Source organism: Streptacidiphilus sp. BW17 (assembly GCF_041262485.1).
GTDB lineage: Bacteria > Actinomycetota > Actinomycetes > Streptomycetales > Streptomycetaceae > Streptacidiphilus.
Genome location: NZ_JBGCCR010000008.1, coordinates 276,135 through 292,803, shown reverse-complemented (window position 1 = coordinate 292,803; position 16,669 = coordinate 276,135). Strand labels below are relative to the sequence as shown.

15 protein-coding genes and 1 pseudogene are annotated in these 16,669 nt (G+C 69.8%); 7 read left to right on the top strand and 9 right to left on the bottom strand.

Annotation, left to right across the window (positions count from 1 at the left end; translation table 11 throughout):
* Positions 1–314: 314 nt before the first annotated feature.
* The 4 genes and pseudogenes from ABH940_RS13345 to ABH940_RS13330 form a co-directional block, all read left to right on the top strand.
* Positions 315–1,736 carry a hypothetical protein gene (locus ABH940_RS13345; RefSeq protein ID WP_370105337.1) on the top strand — a complete coding sequence of 474 codons (1,422 nt, stop codon included), beginning with the start codon at positions 315–317 and terminating at the stop codon, positions 1,734–1,736.
* Between the two features lie 163 nt (positions 1,737–1,899).
* The gene (locus ABH940_RS13340; RefSeq protein WP_370105336.1) at positions 1,900–2,874 is read left to right on the top strand and encodes a GlxA family transcriptional regulator; all 975 of its coding nucleotides are present in this window, start codon (positions 1,900–1,902) and stop codon (positions 2,872–2,874) included.
* 15 nt (positions 2,875–2,889) lie between these two features.
* Entirely contained in the window at positions 2,890–3,510 is a 621-nt protein-coding gene (locus ABH940_RS13335; protein ID WP_370062948.1) for a DJ-1/PfpI family protein, read from the top strand.
* A gap of 74 nt (positions 3,511–3,584) precedes the next feature.
* A pseudogene (locus tag ABH940_RS13330) lies at positions 3,585–3,884 on the top strand (MFS transporter); the annotation flags it as partial.
* A 286-nt stretch (positions 3,885–4,170) separates the two neighbouring features.
* Here ABH940_RS13330 and ABH940_RS13325 read toward each other — a convergent pair.
* Both ABH940_RS13325 and ABH940_RS13320 read right to left on the bottom strand, forming a co-directional pair.
* Complete coding sequence (locus ABH940_RS13325; protein WP_370105335.1) at positions 4,171–5,277, bottom strand: beta-propeller fold lactonase family protein; 1,107 nt, start codon at positions 5,275–5,277, stop codon at positions 4,171–4,173.
* A gap of 521 nt (positions 5,278–5,798) precedes the next feature.
* Positions 5,799–6,902, bottom strand: a complete 1,104-nt coding sequence (locus tag ABH940_RS13320; RefSeq protein WP_370105334.1) for an ABC transporter permease — start codon at positions 6,900–6,902, stop codon at positions 5,799–5,801.
* Between the two features lie 59 nt (positions 6,903–6,961).
* Here ABH940_RS13320 and ABH940_RS13315 point away from each other — a divergent pair, with 59 nt between their 5' ends.
* A complete protein-coding gene (locus ABH940_RS13315) occupies positions 6,962–7,459 on the top strand; it encodes a MarR family winged helix-turn-helix transcriptional regulator (protein WP_370062942.1) in 498 nt (165 codons plus the stop codon).
* Between the two features lie 140 nt (positions 7,460–7,599).
* Here ABH940_RS13315 and ABH940_RS13310 read toward each other — a convergent pair whose 3' ends face one another.
* The 6 genes from ABH940_RS13310 to ABH940_RS13285 all read right to left on the bottom strand — a co-directional run bounded on the left by ABH940_RS13310 (position 7,600) and on the right by ABH940_RS13285 (position 14,489).
* On the bottom strand, positions 7,600–8,148 hold the full coding sequence (locus tag ABH940_RS13310; protein ID WP_370105333.1) for a hypothetical protein: 549 nt from the start codon (positions 8,146–8,148) through the stop codon (positions 7,600–7,602).
* A 557-nt stretch (positions 8,149–8,705) separates the two neighbouring features.
* Positions 8,706–9,995, bottom strand: coding sequence for a carbohydrate-binding protein (locus ABH940_RS13305; RefSeq protein WP_370105332.1), 1,290 nt, complete (start codon positions 9,993–9,995; stop codon positions 8,706–8,708).
* A 383-nt stretch (positions 9,996–10,378) separates the two neighbouring features.
* Positions 10,379–10,696 (bottom strand): hypothetical protein, encoded by a 318-nt coding sequence (locus ABH940_RS13300; protein ID WP_370062935.1) that lies wholly within the window; start codon positions 10,694–10,696, stop codon positions 10,379–10,381.
* 44 nt (positions 10,697–10,740) lie between these two features.
* A complete protein-coding gene (locus ABH940_RS13295; protein ID WP_370105331.1) occupies positions 10,741–11,253 on the bottom strand; it encodes an HAD domain-containing protein in 513 nt (170 codons plus the stop codon).
* A gap of 263 nt (positions 11,254–11,516) precedes the next feature.
* Entirely contained in the window at positions 11,517–13,910 is a 2,394-nt protein-coding gene (locus ABH940_RS13290; protein ID WP_370105330.1) for a ricin-type beta-trefoil lectin domain protein, read from the bottom strand.
* A 225-nt stretch (positions 13,911–14,135) separates the two neighbouring features.
* A complete protein-coding gene (locus ABH940_RS13285; protein ID WP_370063000.1) occupies positions 14,136–14,489 on the bottom strand; it encodes a glycoside hydrolase family 95-like protein in 354 nt (117 codons plus the stop codon).
* A 27-nt stretch (positions 14,490–14,516) separates the two neighbouring features.
* Between ABH940_RS13285 and ABH940_RS13280 the strand changes: the two genes are divergently transcribed.
* Together ABH940_RS13280 and ABH940_RS13275 are read left to right on the top strand one after the other, a co-directional pair.
* A complete protein-coding gene (locus ABH940_RS13280; protein WP_370062928.1) occupies positions 14,517–14,993 on the top strand; it encodes a hypothetical protein in 477 nt (158 codons plus the stop codon).
* A 76-nt stretch (positions 14,994–15,069) separates the two neighbouring features.
* A complete protein-coding gene (locus ABH940_RS13275; RefSeq protein WP_370105329.1) occupies positions 15,070–15,711 on the top strand; it encodes a class I SAM-dependent methyltransferase in 642 nt (213 codons plus the stop codon).
* A 178-nt stretch (positions 15,712–15,889) separates the two neighbouring features.
* Here ABH940_RS13275 and ABH940_RS13270 read toward each other — a convergent pair whose 3' ends face one another.
* Positions 15,890–16,378, bottom strand: a complete 489-nt coding sequence (locus ABH940_RS13270) for a GNAT family N-acetyltransferase (protein ID WP_370062924.1) — start codon at positions 16,376–16,378, stop codon at positions 15,890–15,892.
* Between the last annotated feature and the right edge of the window lie 291 nt (positions 16,379–16,669).

The window sequence follows — 16,669 nt, the reverse complement described above, 5'->3', positions numbered from 1 at the left end:
GGCGCAGCCGCTGCTGAGAAGGAGCCGGCCCAGGCCTATCTGTAGCAGCCTCTTGAGAGGTTCCGCCCCTCAGCGTTCGCACCGCAGACGCGAACGGTGGCCGGAGATGGGACTCCCCCGTCTCCGGCCACCGCCTTACAGGAGAGAGACGCCGTCCCGACCCCGCAACTGCCGCAGATCAACACCGAGTCGATCGAGCTGGCCTCATACGGTCGAAGGATCCAGCAGACTCGCCAACGGCACCGACGTCGCACAATCAAGTTCGGTAGCGTCGGGCTCCTGATTCGAACATCGAGCGGCGGGGCGGGGCGACCGTGGACTGGTACACCGACGGGTGGGTCAACAGGCGCAAGTGGTACGAGGACGAGGACATGTACGTCCGCCGGCAGCGGCGGGTCGCGGAGGGGCGGGCCGCCGACGCTGATGCGCGGGTGCAGGACCAGTTGCACCGGGTCACCGCGCAGAAGGAGGCGCTGGAGCGGCAGGTGGCCAGGCTGGGCGCGGCCTTCGATGCCTTTGTCGAGCTGACCGAGGTGCGGGGTGCGCTCGCCGGGTACGCGCCCGCGGCGGCCGCGCGCGAGCGGGCGCGGGCGCTGCTGGGCGCTCTTGTGCAGGGGCAGCGCGCCGCGGCGCGGGCCGAGACGGTCCAGGGGTACTGGCTGCCCCAGGCGGTGAACGGGCTCGCCGCTCTGGTGCGTGGCGAGGGAGAGGCGGCCCGACCCGCGCTGGAGGAGGCAGCCGGGGCGGACCCCCAGCGCACCGGACTGTTCCTGGCGCTGGCCCTGCCGCTCGCCGGGGTGCCCGGGCTCGCGGTGCCGTGGTTGGCGCGGGCGCTCGGCCCGGCGGGCCAGGACGGCGGCCAACTGACTGTCGCGGTACGGGAGGTGTGGATGCTGGCCGGGGCCGGCGTGTACGGAGACACGGGCTGGGATGTCGTGGTGCGTTGGCTCGCCCCTACGCAGGACGCGGAGGCCGTGGAGCGACTGCACACCACGCTGCGCCCACGTCCGCGCGGCTCGGAGGCCGAGTACGACCCGGCGCGCACCTTCCAGGCCAAGGCAGCCGTGCGGGAGCTCGCTGAGCTCGGCCGACTCTTCCAAGCCGCCGCACCCACCGACCAGTCCCGCCCCGTACCCTCGGCAGCCCTGCTGGACTCCCTGATCGGCGAAGGCGCCCCCGAGGAGGAGGCCTTGCTGCTGCGCGCCAGGCAACTTACCGCCGAGGTACGCCGCCTGCGCTCCGGCGAGCAGACCGAGCCGGAACCGCACTGGGACGACCCGGCCGACGACGTGCTGACCCTGCTGCTGGCGGACCTCCGGGGCAGCTCGCCGCTGCGTACCATCGCCCAGCACGCGCTGTCCGGCGGCGTCGGCCCACTCGCCGACCGGCTGCTCGCCGAGGCCCGCCCCGCGCCCCCGGACCGGGTCGAGGCGAAGATCGACGGACAGCCGCTCACCCTGCTCGTCGATCAGCCGCTCGCCCCCCAACTCTCCCAGCTGGACGCCCTGGTGGACCAGCGCCACCAGCCCGAGCAGGGCAACTGGCTCACCGCCCGCAAGCTTGCCGCCGAGGCGGTGGAGGCAGCCGACGGGCGCAAGTCGGCCAACCACGAGAGGGCACAGCAGGCGATCGCGGCCTTCATCGCCGAGCGTGACAAGCTCCCGGGCCTGCGTCGGGAAGCCGAGCAGGAGCACGCCTCGCTCGCTGCCCGGGTGGCCGAGTTGAACAGGCGTTAGGCAGCGGGCGTGGCCTCCTGCGGATCGAGGGCCACCTGACCGTCAGGGTGCTTGGAGGCGAGGGCTGCGTCGGCAGCGAAGTCGTTGCTGAGACCGCCGCACTGGCAGAAATCGTCATACCCGTGTCATTGCCGCCATCAATCCGGGCGACGACGATGGAGTCATGACCAGTCGGCGCATCGTCTTCGCTGTCTTCCCGGACTTCCAGATCCTCGACCTCACCGGCCCGCACGAGGTGTTCACCCAGGTCGGGCGGCACATCGAGGGCATGGCACTGGAGATCGTCGCCGCCGACCCCGGGCCCGTCGCCTCCAGCGGCGGGATCACGGTCACTCCGACGACGACGATCGAGCAGGCCACCGGGCCGATCGACACCCTCATCGCCGTGGGCGGTCCGGGGATCCTCCGGGCCTGCGAGGACGCCAGCCTGGTCGCCTGGTTCGGGCAGGCCGCCCAACGGGCCCGGCGTACGGCGTCGGTCTGCAGCGGAGCGTTCCTGCTCGCCGAGGCCGGCCTGCTGGACGGTCGCCGTGCGGTCACCCACTGGGGCCGCTGCGAGAGTCTCGCGCAGCGGTACCCGCAGGTCACGGTCGACCCGGATCCGATCTTCATCCGCGACGGCGACGTCTGGACCTCGGCCGGCGTCACCGCCGGCCTGGACCTGGCCCTCGCCATGGCCGAGGCCGACCACGGGTCGGAGCTCTCCCGCAGCATCGCCCGCCGACTCGTCATGTACGTCCAACGCCCCGGTGGACAGCGCCAGTTCAGTACGCAGCTCGCCGCGCAGCGTCCCTCCCGGGCAACGCTGCGCGACCTCCAGGACTGGATCGGGGATCACCTGGACGCCGACCTGACCGTGTCGGCCCTGGCCGCGCGTGCCGCGATGAGCGAGCGCAACTTCGCTCGGCTCTTCCAGGCCCAGACCGGCAGGACCCCGGCCGCCTACGTGGAGAGCGCGCGCATCGAAGCGTCCCGCCGGCTCCTGGAGACCACCGGCGCCACCGTCGAGGCCATCGCCCGCACCTGCGGCTTCGGCACCGTCGAGACCCTGCACCGCAGCTTCAAACGAGCCATCCGGTCCACCCCGGCCGAATACCGGCAGCGATTCTCATCCTCCCACTCCACCGGCACCAACTGACCAGAAGGACACATCGTGCGCATCGTCATCCCGCTGTTCGACGGCTTCACTGCCCTGGACGCCATCGGTCCCTATGAAGTCCTGCGCATGCTGCCGCAGGCCGAGGTGGTGTTCGCGGCATCCGCGGCCGGACCGGTCGTGGACGGTGCCGGGCTGCTCACTCTCACTGCGGGCGCCTCCTTCGACGATGTCGACTCCGCCGACATCCTGCTCGCGCCAGGCGGCCCCGGGGCGCGACGCAGCGTCACCGACGAAGCCCTGCTCGCCTGGATCCGCCGCATCGACGCGACCACCGGCTGGACTACCTCGGTGTGCACCGGCTCGCTGCTGCTCGGCGCTGCCGGCCTGCTCAAGGGTCTGGCGGCCACCACCCACTGGAGTGCCGTCGAACTACTGGAGTCCTACGGCGCCTCCTATACCCCCGAGCGCGTCGTGGTGCAGGGCACGACGGTCACCGCAGCCGGAGTCTCCTCCGGCATCGACATGGCACTCACGCTGACCGAGCTGATCGCCGGACGCATCGCCGCCGAGGCCTTCCAACTGGCCATCGAGTACGACCCGCAGCCGCCCTTCGACTCCGGTTCGTGGGCCAAGGCCCCGCAGGCGGCCAAGGACTACCTGGCGGGCCGCCGGTAGCAGACCGCTTCCGGCTGCTGCGGGGCCCGTGCCCGTGCTCTGCGTCCCGTTCCGGGGTGTGTTGCGGGTGGCCGGGCGGTGGCGGGGTCAGTGGTCACGGGTTCCGATCCGCCAGGTGCCCAAGGCGACCAGGAGGCAGCGTCACCGGCATCGTCGGCGCCGTCGGAGGTCTCGGCGGCTTCGTCCCGCCGCTGGTCATGGGGTCCATCTACAGCGCCAAGGGCTCCTACTCGATCGGCTTCATGCTCCTGTCCGACCTGGCCCTGGCCGGAGCCGTCTACGCCATCGGCCGGATGCGGAACATCCGCCCCGCCGACACCCCGACCCCCGCCGCGGCAGACACCCCACCACCCGCCACCGCAGAGACCCGCTGAAAGGCGCCGAGAAGCCGGAGACGACAGGTGTGTCACTACTGCGGGTGCCGCGAACTCCCGCTCACCAAGGAGTTCATCGCCGAACACGAGCGGATCACGAACGCGGCGGGTCAGCTCCAGCGTTGCCTGGAGCGCCAGTCCGCAGATGAGTGCTCACGGCCCCACTGCGCACCCCGTGAGCCCGGGTCTGCGGGTGCTGCAACGTGGGGGAAGTGCACGGGGCCAGGGGGCCTGGCCCCGTCGGTGAGGGTGATGATCTGTGCGGGGACGGGGTTGTCGTTGTCGGTCAGGCCGGTGGGCAGGTTGTTGAGGGTGGGTTCGGTGTTACGGCCACCCCGTACGGGCTGCGGCCGACGCTGGTGGTGGCGGTGACCGTGTTGGTGCGGGTGTCGATCACGGACACCGAGTCCATGCTGCGGCTGGTGACGTAGGCGTGGGTGCCGTCCGGCGCTACCGCGATTCCGTACGGCCGGTAGCCCACGTCAATGGTGGCGGTGACCGTGTTGGTACGGGTGTCGATCACGTACACCAAGCCTGCACGCGCGGGACTGGTGACGTAGGCATGCAGGCCGTCCGGCGCCACCGCCACCCCGACGGGGCTGAGGCCGACGCCGACGGTGGCGGTGACCGTGTTCGTGCGGGTGTCGATCACCGAAACCGAGTTCGAGAACTCGTTGGTGACGTAGAGGTGGGCATCGTCCGGCGCCACGGCCACCGCGATCGGGCGGTCTCCGACGCCGATGGTGGCGGTGACCGTGTTGGTACGGGTGTCGATCACCGACACCGAGCCCTGCCGGCCCGTGAAATTGGTGACGTACACGTGGGCGCCGTCCGGCGCCACGGCCACCCCGGCCGAGGGCCCGTCGGGGACGTCGATGTTGGCGGTGACCGTGTTGGTGCGGGTATCGATCACCGACACCGAGGTCGAGAGCTGATTGGTGACGTAGGCGTGGGCACCGTCCGGAGCAAAGGCCACCCAGCCCGGGGCGCTGCGGACGCCGATGGCGGCGGTGACCGAGTTCGTGCGGGTGTCGATCACCGACACCTCGCGCGAGCCCTGGTCGACGACGTAGGCGTGGGCACCGTCAGGCGCCACCGCCACCCCCAACGGGGTGCGGCCGACGCCGATGGTGGCGGTGACCGTGTTCGTGCGGGTATCGATCACCGAAACCGAGTTCGAGTCACTGTTGGTGACGTAGGCGAACTGGCCAGAGGGATTCGTCGCCCGCGCGTGCACACCCTGGTTCCAGACCATCGCGGCTGCGCTGTCCTGGGCCGCGCGGGAATGACCCGCAGCGGCCGCCTGACCGGTCGACGAAAGGCCGAGCGTCCCCGCCGCTGCCAGGACCACGCACTGGACGGCCCGCGCCACCGACCCACCCTGCCCCCGCACCGGAACAAGCTCCTTCAGAGTCGGCGCCCCTGCCCGCCGGCGATGTCTGAGCACCACAACCTCCAAAAGCGGATGAAAAACGAACCACGAGGTCGCGCCGCGCCCCGGCCCGGCGCCGGCCCAGCCCGGCGAAACCCGACAGCACCAAACCGGCCCAGAGAGCAGCGTAGGAATCCGTAGCGGATGAAAGGGGACACCCGCCGCCCGCCCCCCACATCACCACCCGTTCGAGCCCCCGGCCGGCCACCAGACGGACGCAGTGCGATGAAGCGCGCCAGATCCATTGACCGGTGGAACCTGCCGCGCGCCCCTGATGCCCCTGAACAGAGCAGGTTTCGCCCAGGTGAGAGGTGCAACGCGGCCTCTGTAGCGCATCCGGAAAGGACTTGACGTTGCATCATCTCCCCGGAATGCCGCCCCGGGTGCGAGGGGACGGGATCGCGCGGAAGCGGAGGTCGGCTGCGGTCCGGCCCCCCGCGCCTCATCCGTCGTTCTCGGCATGAGGCGTCGTCAAAAGGAGCTCAGGACCTGCGGGCCTGTACCGACCACACGTCGCGCAGGTAGAGCACCACCGCGCAGACGACGATCCAGACGCTCAGGACGGTGATGCCGAGTGCGAGCCCGTCGTGACCGAAGTACGCGAGCCCCTGGATGGTCCGGACTCCGACACCGACCGGCAGGATCGCGTGCAACGGGTACAGCCAGCCCGGCAGGTAGTCGGCCGGCAGGATGCCGCCGCTGCTGGCGTTGCCGAGGATCAGCAGCACGACGGAGCTCAGACTCACTCCGGCCGGGCCGAGCAGGCGGATCAGCGCCATGGTGGCGCCGCCTGCGGCAATCGCCATCAGCGCGACCACGCCGGCGATACCGGCGAACGGACCGGGCAGCGCGTGGAAGGCACGCCCCGCGACCAGGGCGACCATCACTCCGCCGAGAGCCCCGAAGATCAGCAGACTGAGCATCCGCCAGCGGTACTCCAGGCGCGGCGCCAGCTGATACGTCGTCGTGCCGAACATGAAGCCGGCCAGGATCACGCCGAAGGCCGCGTAGAACACGGACAGGCCGCGGGTGTCGCCGGAGGAGGAGGACAGGACGTCCCGGGCGGTCAGCTGCTGCCCGCCCGCCTTGGCCACCGCCCCGAAGGCGCCGGTCACTGTGGCGGTCACGCCCGTGCCGTTGGCGCCCGCGTACAGCAGCTCCGGGGTGGCGCCGGTGGTTATGTAGGCGGCGTACACGGCGCGGTGGGCGAGCGCGGCGCGGGCGTCCGCCGGGTCCGGATAGCCCTGGACGTCGAAGCCACCGGGTTGCGCCGCGTCCAGTGCGGACTCGACTTGGCCTTGAGTCTGGGAGGAGCCGACGACGGCCACCGGCAAGCGGTGCGGCTGGGGTGCGTGGAAGGCGGCGAGGTAGACGCCGACGAAGATCGAGCCGATGACCAGCACGATCAGCGCCGGAAGCAGGACCCCTTTCGCGCCGGTGGCGCGGGGTTCCCGCGGGGCGGCATCGATGGCGTGGGCGCGGTGCCGGCGCGGTGCGCCCTCGGCGTGCTCCGGTTGCCCGGCGTACGCGGGGTACTGCGCGTGCTCGGAACGCAGGGCCGACTCGGCGGGCGAGACAGGGGACACGGCAGGCAGCCCTCTCCAGATAATGTAAGGTTCCTGATAATGTAGCAACATATTATCAGGTGCCTTACATTCCCGAGAGTGGAGTCTCGCCGGTGATCTACGACCCGTCCACCCGCACCGGGTACCTGGCCTGGCAGTTCGGTCAGGCCACTGCCCAGCGGCTGGAACGCGCGCTGCGACCGCTCGACCTCAATCTGGCCCAGCTGCGGTCCCTGGTACAGGTGGCCCTGACCCCTGGCATCTCCAGCGCCGAGATCGCCCGCCGGTCCGGGCTCACCGCCCAGTCCATGGGCGCGGCGGTGAACGCCCTCATCTCCCGTGGACTGATCGAACGCGGCCCGCATCCGACCAACCGCCGCGTCCTCGAACTCCGGATCACCGACACCGGCCGCACGCTCGCCGCCCGCGCCCAGCAGGTGGTCGACGACGTCCAGCGGGAGATGTTCGCGGTCCTCTCGGCCGAGGAACAGGTCACCGTGCACACGCTGCTGCAACGCCTGGTCGAGCACTCCTTCCCCGAGTCGCTGCACCTCTCCGACCCTCACGATGGCGGGTGACCGCCAGCCCGACCGCGCCGCGTGTCGGGGTTGGAGTAGTGGATGTAGAGACGCCGCTGGTGTCGGCGTTCCAGGAAGCGCGCCTCCTACCCAGAGCCCGAGCGAACCCGCGTCGCGTCTTGCTGACCCGTGCCCGGCCGCTACGGCACGACCGGAGGGATGACGGTGACGGGCGGGGCGCCGAGGGCTCTGTTGCTGACCACGACCGCCTCGTTCTCGGCGCTTGCAGCCGCATTGGCCAACACCACGTCGTCAGGCTTTTCGTTGGCCCGTCGGGCCGAAAGCTCGGCCTTGAACGCTGTGGGGTACACGGGGTTGGCGAAAATGCTGTCAAAGCCGAAGAGCACCGCCATGAAAGCGGCGTGGGCGGCAAGGAAAGCCGCGTCGTCAGCAACCTGCACACTGATGGTCCCATCGGCGCGTGCGGCCTGGAATGCTGCGTCTTTGACGTAGGCGTTGACCTTGTGCGTGGTGCGGCTTCTTGGGACGGCCGCCGCGCGTGAGGCGGCGCTGCGGGCGCGGGCTCTGGCCTGGGCGAGCAGGGCGCCGTAGATGTCGTTCGCCCCGATGGGGCAAGTCGCCGTGGTCTGGGCGGTGGGGGTGGCGGCTGTGGCCGGCACGGCAAGGGTGCCGCAGGCGAGGGTGAGCGTCAGGGCGGTGGCACCGATGCTGGTACGGGCAGTGGGCACAGGCTCTCCAGGGTGCGATGGATCTCTTGCCGGTCTCTTGCCCCCGTCGACGCGGGGTGCCGCTCGCACACGTACCCGAGGCGTGCGTCCGTGTCCCGCACACCACCCGGACGGCCCGGCGGTTCCCCGGCCCCGAAGGCCCCGAAGGGCCCGCACGCCGAGAACGTCGTCCACGGCAGGCTGCGCTCGATCTGGTCGGCGATCCGGGAGATGAGGCCTCTGGAAGGCGGCTTCAAGGTCATTCCGGCGGTCGCCGCCCCGCCTGTGCGGGGACGGCGATGTCTGAGCGTCAGAGATCGGGCAGTCCAGCGCGCGCCCACGGCGCTGAGTTGGGCCAGCAGCTTGAACAGGTGCGCGACGAGCTGGAGAAACTCGCCGTCACCGAACGGGTCGTGCGTCGGCCCCCCGCTCCGTACCGCCGGCGGCGCCGGCCACACTGCCGGCATTCGCCACCCGCTCGGCGAAGAGACCTTTACCGGCTGGGGCCGAGCACGTCCCCCGTTGAACAGGCGGGCCGCGCCCGGTAGTTCGGTGCGCGGCCCGCTCTGGGTTCTTCGTCAGTCCCCGAGGTCGCTCAGGAACTGGTCGGTGTATTCCAGCGGTGTCGTGCTGGATACAGAGTTGCAGGTGGGAGACGCGTACGTGTCGGAGCAGGGCGTGTCCCGGTCCAGCGACCAGTAGTGCAGCCCGGCCAGGCCGTTGCTGACCGCGTACGACGTCAGCGTGCCCACGTCCGCGGTGGTGAAGTTCTCACTGGTGGCGTCGTTCATGCCGATCATCGGCGTGACGGCGATCTTGCTCGCCGGGATTCCATAGGTGTGCTCGAGGTTCTGCACCGCCTGGATCGCCGACTGCGCCATCTCGCAACTGCCGGAGGAAACGACGCACACGCTGCTGGACGCGTTGCCGTAGTCCATGGTCATCAGGTTGATGACGTACTTGTTCAGGCTGGAGCCGAGCACCGCCTGGACGACCTCGTTGCCGAGGGAGTTCACTCCGCCGTAGCTGCCGTCGGACGCGCCCAGCGTGGCGAGCGTGAAGGAGAACTGCAGGTTCGGGTACTGCGCCTGTGCTCCCGCCGCTGCGGCGACCAGGTTCTGAATGTCCGACTGGCTCTGGCCGCCTTCGATGTCGAAGTCGATGCCGACCAGATTCGGGCTGGCGTAGCGGGCGATGAAGGACTCCATGCCGGCCGTCGAGTCGCAGGTGAAGGTTCCAGCCGCACCGCCGGTCGACACGACGTAATTCAGGTTGGCGGCCTGGAGTTGGGGCACGTTCTCGGCTGCCCAGTTGGCACCGGAGACACCTCCCCAGGTCTCGCTGCCGCAGGAGCCGGTGGCGAACGCGAGCGTGAGCGCGGGCAGCTTCGGGATGTACTGCGACACCAGGCTCCCGGAACCCACCACCGGCAGGGCGGACCCGGTCACGGCCGACTGCATCTGGTAGGTGTTCCAGTTCATGTTGATGGTGACGTCTTTGTACGGGCTGAAGAGCAGGCCGTTCACCGAACCCGTTCCGGATCCGGTCCCTCCTCCGCCTCCCCCTCCCCCTGACGATCCGCCGGTACATGCACCGTTGGACGTCCACGGTTGTCCGGATCCGCTTCCGCCGTTGCTGGTCGCCGGGTCGTTGCCCTGGGTCCAGTAGTTGGCGGTGTAGTTGGTCCCGTTCTCGCTGGCCTGCTGTCCGGCGGTGTAGACGGTGGCCGAACTCCACGCCGTGGCGCACGTGGTGGCCGCCTGTGCGGCGGGCGCCGAGGCCACCGCGAGGACCGACCCGCCGACTGCCAGCCCGAACGCCGAGCCGAACGTGAGTGCTGTGCGAAGAATCCGTCTTCCGACCCGCATGAACCCTCCAAAGGGGAGAGACGCTGTGGCGATTGCGCACCTCGCTCAGCCGGTGGACCGGCAAGGTGACCACTTTCTACGTGCGGGGAACTTATTGGTCAAGACCATTCGCACAGACTGGTACAGACCAATTGCCGTGTGCGCCGGACCGGACGAGCATCCTGCTTCCCTGGACTGCCGGGCCTTGGGGAAGTGTTCAGAGGTGCGGCCCAGGCCCGCAGGCGTTCGTCCGCGTTCCGGGCCGGGGCGGAGCAGGCCGCCCACAGGCAGCCCTGAACGGCAGCTCCGGGTGCACGGCTTGGCCAGCAGCCGGGTGTCGAGCAGGGCGGTGGAGGCCAGGCAGGGGCAGTGGTCGCGGCTCAGCGAGGCCGCGGCCGCGAGGGCTATCGCCGCTGACGGCTGCAGTGCCTGCGCCGTGAGCCCCACCAGGCGCCTCCCAGCGGGGCGCCGGCCGAGGTGCCGTCGGCCTGCCGGGGCGGACGGTTGCCGAGCCCCAGGCGCAGCGTCGCCGCAGAGAGCAGGGCGCAGCCGCAGACAAACCAAAGGGCCGCGTTCGGACCGAGCGGGGTGTTGTCGAGCCGCATCGTCCCGTCGCCGAGGTCAACCGCCCACAGGCTCTCGACGCTCACCGGCGGGCAGCCGTCCTCGTCCACGTCCATCCGGAAGTGGACCTTCACACGGTCCGCGCTGATGTCCGTCACTGCGTCATCATCCACGCCACCACGAACCTGCGGTCAGGAACGACTCACAGCCGGTCAAACCAGTCGCTGAGGAGAACGAAGTCCGTGTCGGCCAGGCCGCGGCGGGGGTCGACGCGGTGGAGCAGCGCTCGTTCACCGTGGTGGGCGGACACCCAGGCCCGATCCCTCGCGGTGATCTCATCGTCGACCCAGGCGAATGCCCTCCCGGCGGCCCAATCGACGAGTGCGCGGGTCTTCCAGTGCAGTCCGGCCCGCTCATCTCGTTGATCGTTCTCGGACGGCTCCGGCCAGATCACCACGGGCAGTTCCGGCAGCCCGAGGTGCGGCGCGATGCACTCGTTCGCATCGGACATCCAGGTCGTTGCCCAGACCAGCTCGCACGGAAGCGCCGACAACCTGGGACCGAGCCCGGGGTTGATCCTTGCCAGAAGCGGGTTCGAGGCGCTGCCCGCAGGCTCATTGTTGGTTGGGTAAGTCGGATGTCCGACTGCCCCAAACGGGATGAGCGGTCCATCAACGTCAAGGAAGAGCAGCGGGCGTTCCACGGAACCTGTCACGGCCGAACGATAGCGGCGCCTCGTGACACACGCCGGAGTGCTTGCCACAAAGCGTTGCAGGAGTGGCCGCCAAGAGCGGCCCCAGAGGCCCACTCCGACCTGCCGGACCTTGGCGGGGCCTGCCAGAAGCCTCGGCGCACCTCCCCGAATCCGCCCTACGGACGATCGTGGATCAAGTCCGGTGGGGCCCCAGGGTCATGAGGGCCGAAGGAGTGGGTGGCCGGGCCCGGCGGCGAAGTGTCGCCGGGCCCGGGGTGTGATCGTCAGGGCAGGGTCCAGTTCTGGTTGGTGCCGCCGTTGCAGTCCCAGATATCCAGTTGGGTGCCGTTGGTGGTGGTGAAGCCGGGGTCGTCCAGGCAGCGGCCGGACTGGGTGCCGATCAGGCTGCCGTTGCCCTGTGACGTCCATTGCTGGTTGGAGCCGCCGTTGCAGGTCCACAGTTCGACGAGGGTTCCGTTGGCAGTTCCCTGCCCGGTTGCGTCAAGGCATTTGCCGCCGAAGGTGAGGGTGTTGCCGGTCCAGGTCCACTGCTGTGCCGCGGTGCCGTTGCAATCCCAGAGCACCACCTGGGTGCCGTCGGCCGTGGAGGCCTGGTTGTCGTCGAGGCACTTGCCGGTGATGCCCGAGGTGACCGGTCCGGTGTGGGTGGTGGGCGTGCCCGGGCTCAGCCGGAAGTTGTCGAACTGGTCGGTCTGGTAGCCGGTGACGCCGAGACCGGCCCGGCCGTAGGCGTAGCTGCTGTCGGTGGCGCTGCCCAGGGTCGTGCCGTCGACGCTGGCGGTGAGAGTCGAACCCTGCAGGGTCAGGGCGACGGTGTGCCATCGGTCCGTGCCCAGCGCGGTGGTGGTGCCGGCGGCGAGGGTGGTGAAGTTCCAGCTGGTGTCGCTCTTGTCGATGGACCAGGCGCCGGTGTCGCTGACGCGCAGGTGGTAGGCGTTCAGGCCGTTGTTGTTGCGGCCCTGCTGGTTGATGCGGCCGAGCAGTTCGATGCTGCTGGACTGTTCGAACATCACGTCGCTGGTGACGGTGTAGTTGCTCCAGCTTCCGTCCCCCATGAACGTGTAGGGAGCGTCGTAGGGTTCGTTGGTCCACCGGATCGGGGTAGTCGCTGCCATCTGGCGCAGGCAGGTACCGCTGCGGCCGCCGCCGCAGGGCACGGTCGCGAACGCGCCGTTCATGTCGGTGAAGTACTTCGGGGAGGTGCTGGCTGCGGGAGTCTCGAAGTCGTCCGCGTAGGGAAGTGCCAGCGGGGCCGCGGCCGGCGGGGTGGCGGCGCCCTTGCCCTGGCCGGTGGTCGTGGTCACGGTGTAGACGTAGCCGGGCTGCAGCGTGAGCGAGTACTTGCCCGAGACCGGGGTGATGTCCTGCTGGTGGACGAACCAGGTGGACGGGTCGGTGGAGTTGACGTCGGTCGCCCAGACGTGGACCTGGCCGGTGGACAAGGATCCGCTCACGGTGAAGTCCGCGGTCTGGGCGGAGGTGGCGTCCATGGTTTCCACGACGGTGCTGTAGTCGGAGTTGTTCGGCGACTTGAGCGTGACGTAGCTGCCGTTGTTGCGGTTGCCGCCGAGGTAGCCGCTGGCGGAGTCGAGGTACTGCCAGCCGGGCCGGGCGAACTGCGTGGTGTGCGCGGTCACCCAGGTGGTCTCGCCGATCGTGTAGTTGCCGCTCCAGGGCTGGTTCGCGATGTCCATGCCGTCGGTGGAGAAGTACAGGTTGGGATAGAGCGCGGCGATGACCGGCCAGTTGATGTAGGCGGTCATCTTCCCGTCGATGTAGTCGCGGTTGATGGCGCGGGCCACGGCCCCTGCTCCGGAGTCGGCGTCCTCGGAGCCGTTCTCGCTCGCCCACAGCGGCTGGCCGAGTGCCTGGGCGTTGGCGGTGCTCGGGCAGGAGGTGTAGCTGCCCAAGTAGCCGCAGGGGTAGTGGACGCCGACGATGTCCACGGCGCTCCTGAAGGCGGAGTCGGTGGTCATGCTGTCGGCCACGGACCAGTCCGAGTCGGCGGCCACGACCTTGACGGACCCGTAACCGGCAGTGACCAGGGCGGTCTTGAGGTTCTCGTACCAGGTGGCGTTGTAGCCACGCTCGTTCCAGCCGCCCAGGTAGTCCATGGTCAGTCCGTGGGATTTGGCGCAACCGAGCCATGACAGCAGGTAGTTGATGGTGTCGCTGGACCAGAAGTTGCCCGAGCCGCCGTCGATCCAGCCCGGTGCACCCCAGGCGAGTCCGTAGAGCTTGATGGCGGGGTTGCGCTGCTTGGCCTGCTCCATGAGCCACCACTCGTAGCCCTGGTTGCAGTCGACCGTGCCCTTGGTGTGCTCGATGCTGGGTTCGGCTCCGTCGGTGGAGTTGGTGTCCCCTCCGATCTCCGTCTTGAGGATCTGCAGGGAGGCACCGTAGCCGGGCTTGAACAGGTAGTCGAGCAGTTGGCTGCGCTGGGGTTCGGGATAGTCGATCAGCAGCCGGGAGTTGCCTCCGCCGCCGCTGATCGCGCCGACGCCGTCGAAGCTACGGCCGCTGTCGGCGCCGTTGATCGTGATGCTGGTCGCAATCGCGGCGGTCGCCGCGGACAGGTTGGTCGCCGCAGATACGGCGGGCGCCGCGGACCCGGCGGTCGCCGCGGACACAGCGGACACAGCGGACGCGGGCGTCATCGCGAGGAGCAGAACGAGCAGGCCCAGTAAGGATGCGCGCCGACCTGATCGTCGACGCGGTGATCTCAAGACGCTCACAAGGACTCCCAGGGGACGGTGAGAGATGAGGAACAGGGTCCGGCGCGTCGGACAACCCTCGCCAGCCCTGTTGAGAATTGATCGACTCCACGGCTCAACTACGCAGAATCAATCAGTTCTGAACATAAGGGCACTGTCTGCACGCCGTCAATGGGTGTGCACGGCGACGTCGAACGCTGTGGTCGTGGCACCTGACTGTGCGTCAGACCCTGGGCCAAGGCGGTAGTTCCCCGGTGTGGGCATGCAGACCCGGATGGGCTCACCGCCGCTCTCCACGGCGCAGCCCGTATCCGGCGTGATCGCCGATCCGTCTTCACGGTCGAACCACAGGGGCCCTGCCGTGCTCGGGCACACGACTGCGACCACGGTGTCGGGCTGGGATGTCGTGATCCTGGCTTCGGTCAGGGCGCCGCGCTCCCAGTGGAGGTCGACGGTGACGCCCCCTCGCGCGCGCAGGCCCCGGACGGAGCCGCTGGGCCAGTGCGGGCGAGCAGGGAATATGCACTATCAGGTGCACCCGGAAACCTCTTGGAGGCAACCAGTGACGACCGCCCTGGCACCGCTCACCGGCCGCGCCCTGATCGACGCGCCCCTCTTCGACAAGCTCACCCAGCGCATCACCAAGGACCACCCGAGCTCGACCAGGCGACGGCCGAGCGGATCCTCGATCAGGCGATCGCGTTCCTCGCGACCGCTGCGGTCGCCACCCAGCCGATCGGCCCCAGCGCCCTGGTCGACATTGGCTGGCACACGTTCCTGCTCCACACCCGCGACTACACCGCGTTCTGCGACCGCGTCGCGGGCCGGTTCATCCACCACGAGCCCGACACTGGTGACGGCCCCGGCGTCCCGCTCTCAGCCGCGATCAACGCCCTGCGCGCCAACGGCTTCACCATCGACAGCGAGCTCTGGGGCCCGCTCGGTGACGACCTCACCATGAACGCCGACTGTGACTCCCGCTGCCATCAGTGCCACGCCGGGTGCTCCGACAGCCCCTCCCACTGACCAACACCGCCCCGCAACCTGCGCCCGGTCCCTACCGTTGAAGGGATCGGGCGCAGCCCGTCGGGAAGGAGCCACGATGGAGTCGGCCACGATCGAGCAAGCCTGGGAGCGCTACGCCACCAGCGGGCGCACCCCACGCCGCGACGTGAACGCCGCCGGACAGGCCACCTGGTTCAACTGGACCTCCCACCAGGACTACGGCCCCGACGAGACGATCCTCGGCCCGCTCACGGATCGCAGCGTGCTTGAGCTCGGCTCTGGGACCGGCTGCAACCTCGCCCACCTCACGACCCGAGGCGCCCACTGCACCGGCATGGACGTCTCCCCCACCCAGAACGCCAAGGCCCGCGAACGCTGGGGCCACATGCCCGGCCTCGCGTTCATCACCGGCGAGGCCCTGGAGTTCCTCACCGCCACCGACGAGACCTTCGACGTCGTGTACTCGGTGTTCGGCGCGCACTGGTTCACCAACCCCGACATGCTCCTCCCGCTCGTCCGAAAGCGCCTCAGCGCAGGTGGTGTGTACGCGTTCTCGAACACCGCAGCCGAGGACGTGCCTCCGCTCGGGCCCAAGGCGGCGGTCACGCGGTTCGACTTCACCCGAGCGACCTGGGAGTTCACGCTTCGCAGCCACGGTCTCCACAACGTCCACGTCGAGGTCCTCCCTCCGCCGGCCGACGGCGGACAGCGGACCGGTCTCGCCGTCGGCCGAACCTGAGGAGCGCCGTGGACGAGTACCTTGCCGAGGAGCACGTCCTCGAGGATGACGTAGACGTCGTGGTCGGAGTGACGGGTGGCCATGCCCTCGTGGGCCCGGCCCGTGGAGCCCTGGAGGACGAGCCCGACGGCGGCCGGGTCGGCCGTCGCCTCGGCGGCGAACGCCGCGAAATCCAGCGTCACGCCAGGTTCTTGCGCATCAGCGTGCACATCGTCTCGTACCGCTGGAGTGAGCCGTCCTCGGCCTCCACGTCCCAGGAATCGAGCTCGCGACCGAAGGCCCGGTAGCCCAGGCGTTCGTAGAGGGCGCGGGCGCGCGGGTTGCTCTCCTCGACTCCGAGTTCGGCGCGGGTCAGGCCCCGGGCGCCGATCCGCTGCTCGGCGGAACGGATCAGCAGCGTGCCGATCCCGCAGGACTGGAGGGCCGGGTGGACGCCGAGTTGCCAGAGCGTGCCGGCGCCGGGCTTGACCGTGTAGTCGATGCCGCCGACCGCCACAGGGAGCCCGACCGGCGTGCACACCGCCAGGTAGTCGATCTCGCCCGCCTCGGCGCGGCGGATCTGGTGGACGAGCTCGCGCACGTGCTTGGAGGAACCGGCCCAGCCGCAGGACGGCAGGTCCGCGTCGGCGAGGCCGCGCACCGACAGGTGCAGCCTGATCTCGGTCATCGCCGCATCCCTTCGACTCCGACAGCGGCCGTCTCCCATTTCAGCAAGCCGGCCCCCGCGCCGTCCAAGAGATTTCGGACCGGCCCCGACGTCAGCCGGAAGGGCTTACGCTCGCGGCCGGGGCCGGGCATCCGCGGAGTTCGGGCGTCCGGGGGCAGCAGCGTCACGCGGGCGTCCTCGGGCGTCGGTCCCGCCCTCGCCGCGTATCCGGCGGGGGCCCGGTTCACTGTTCGGTCCGGGGCCCGTGGACCAGGTCGACGGCGGATGGCCGTACGCTGACCCTTTCCATGC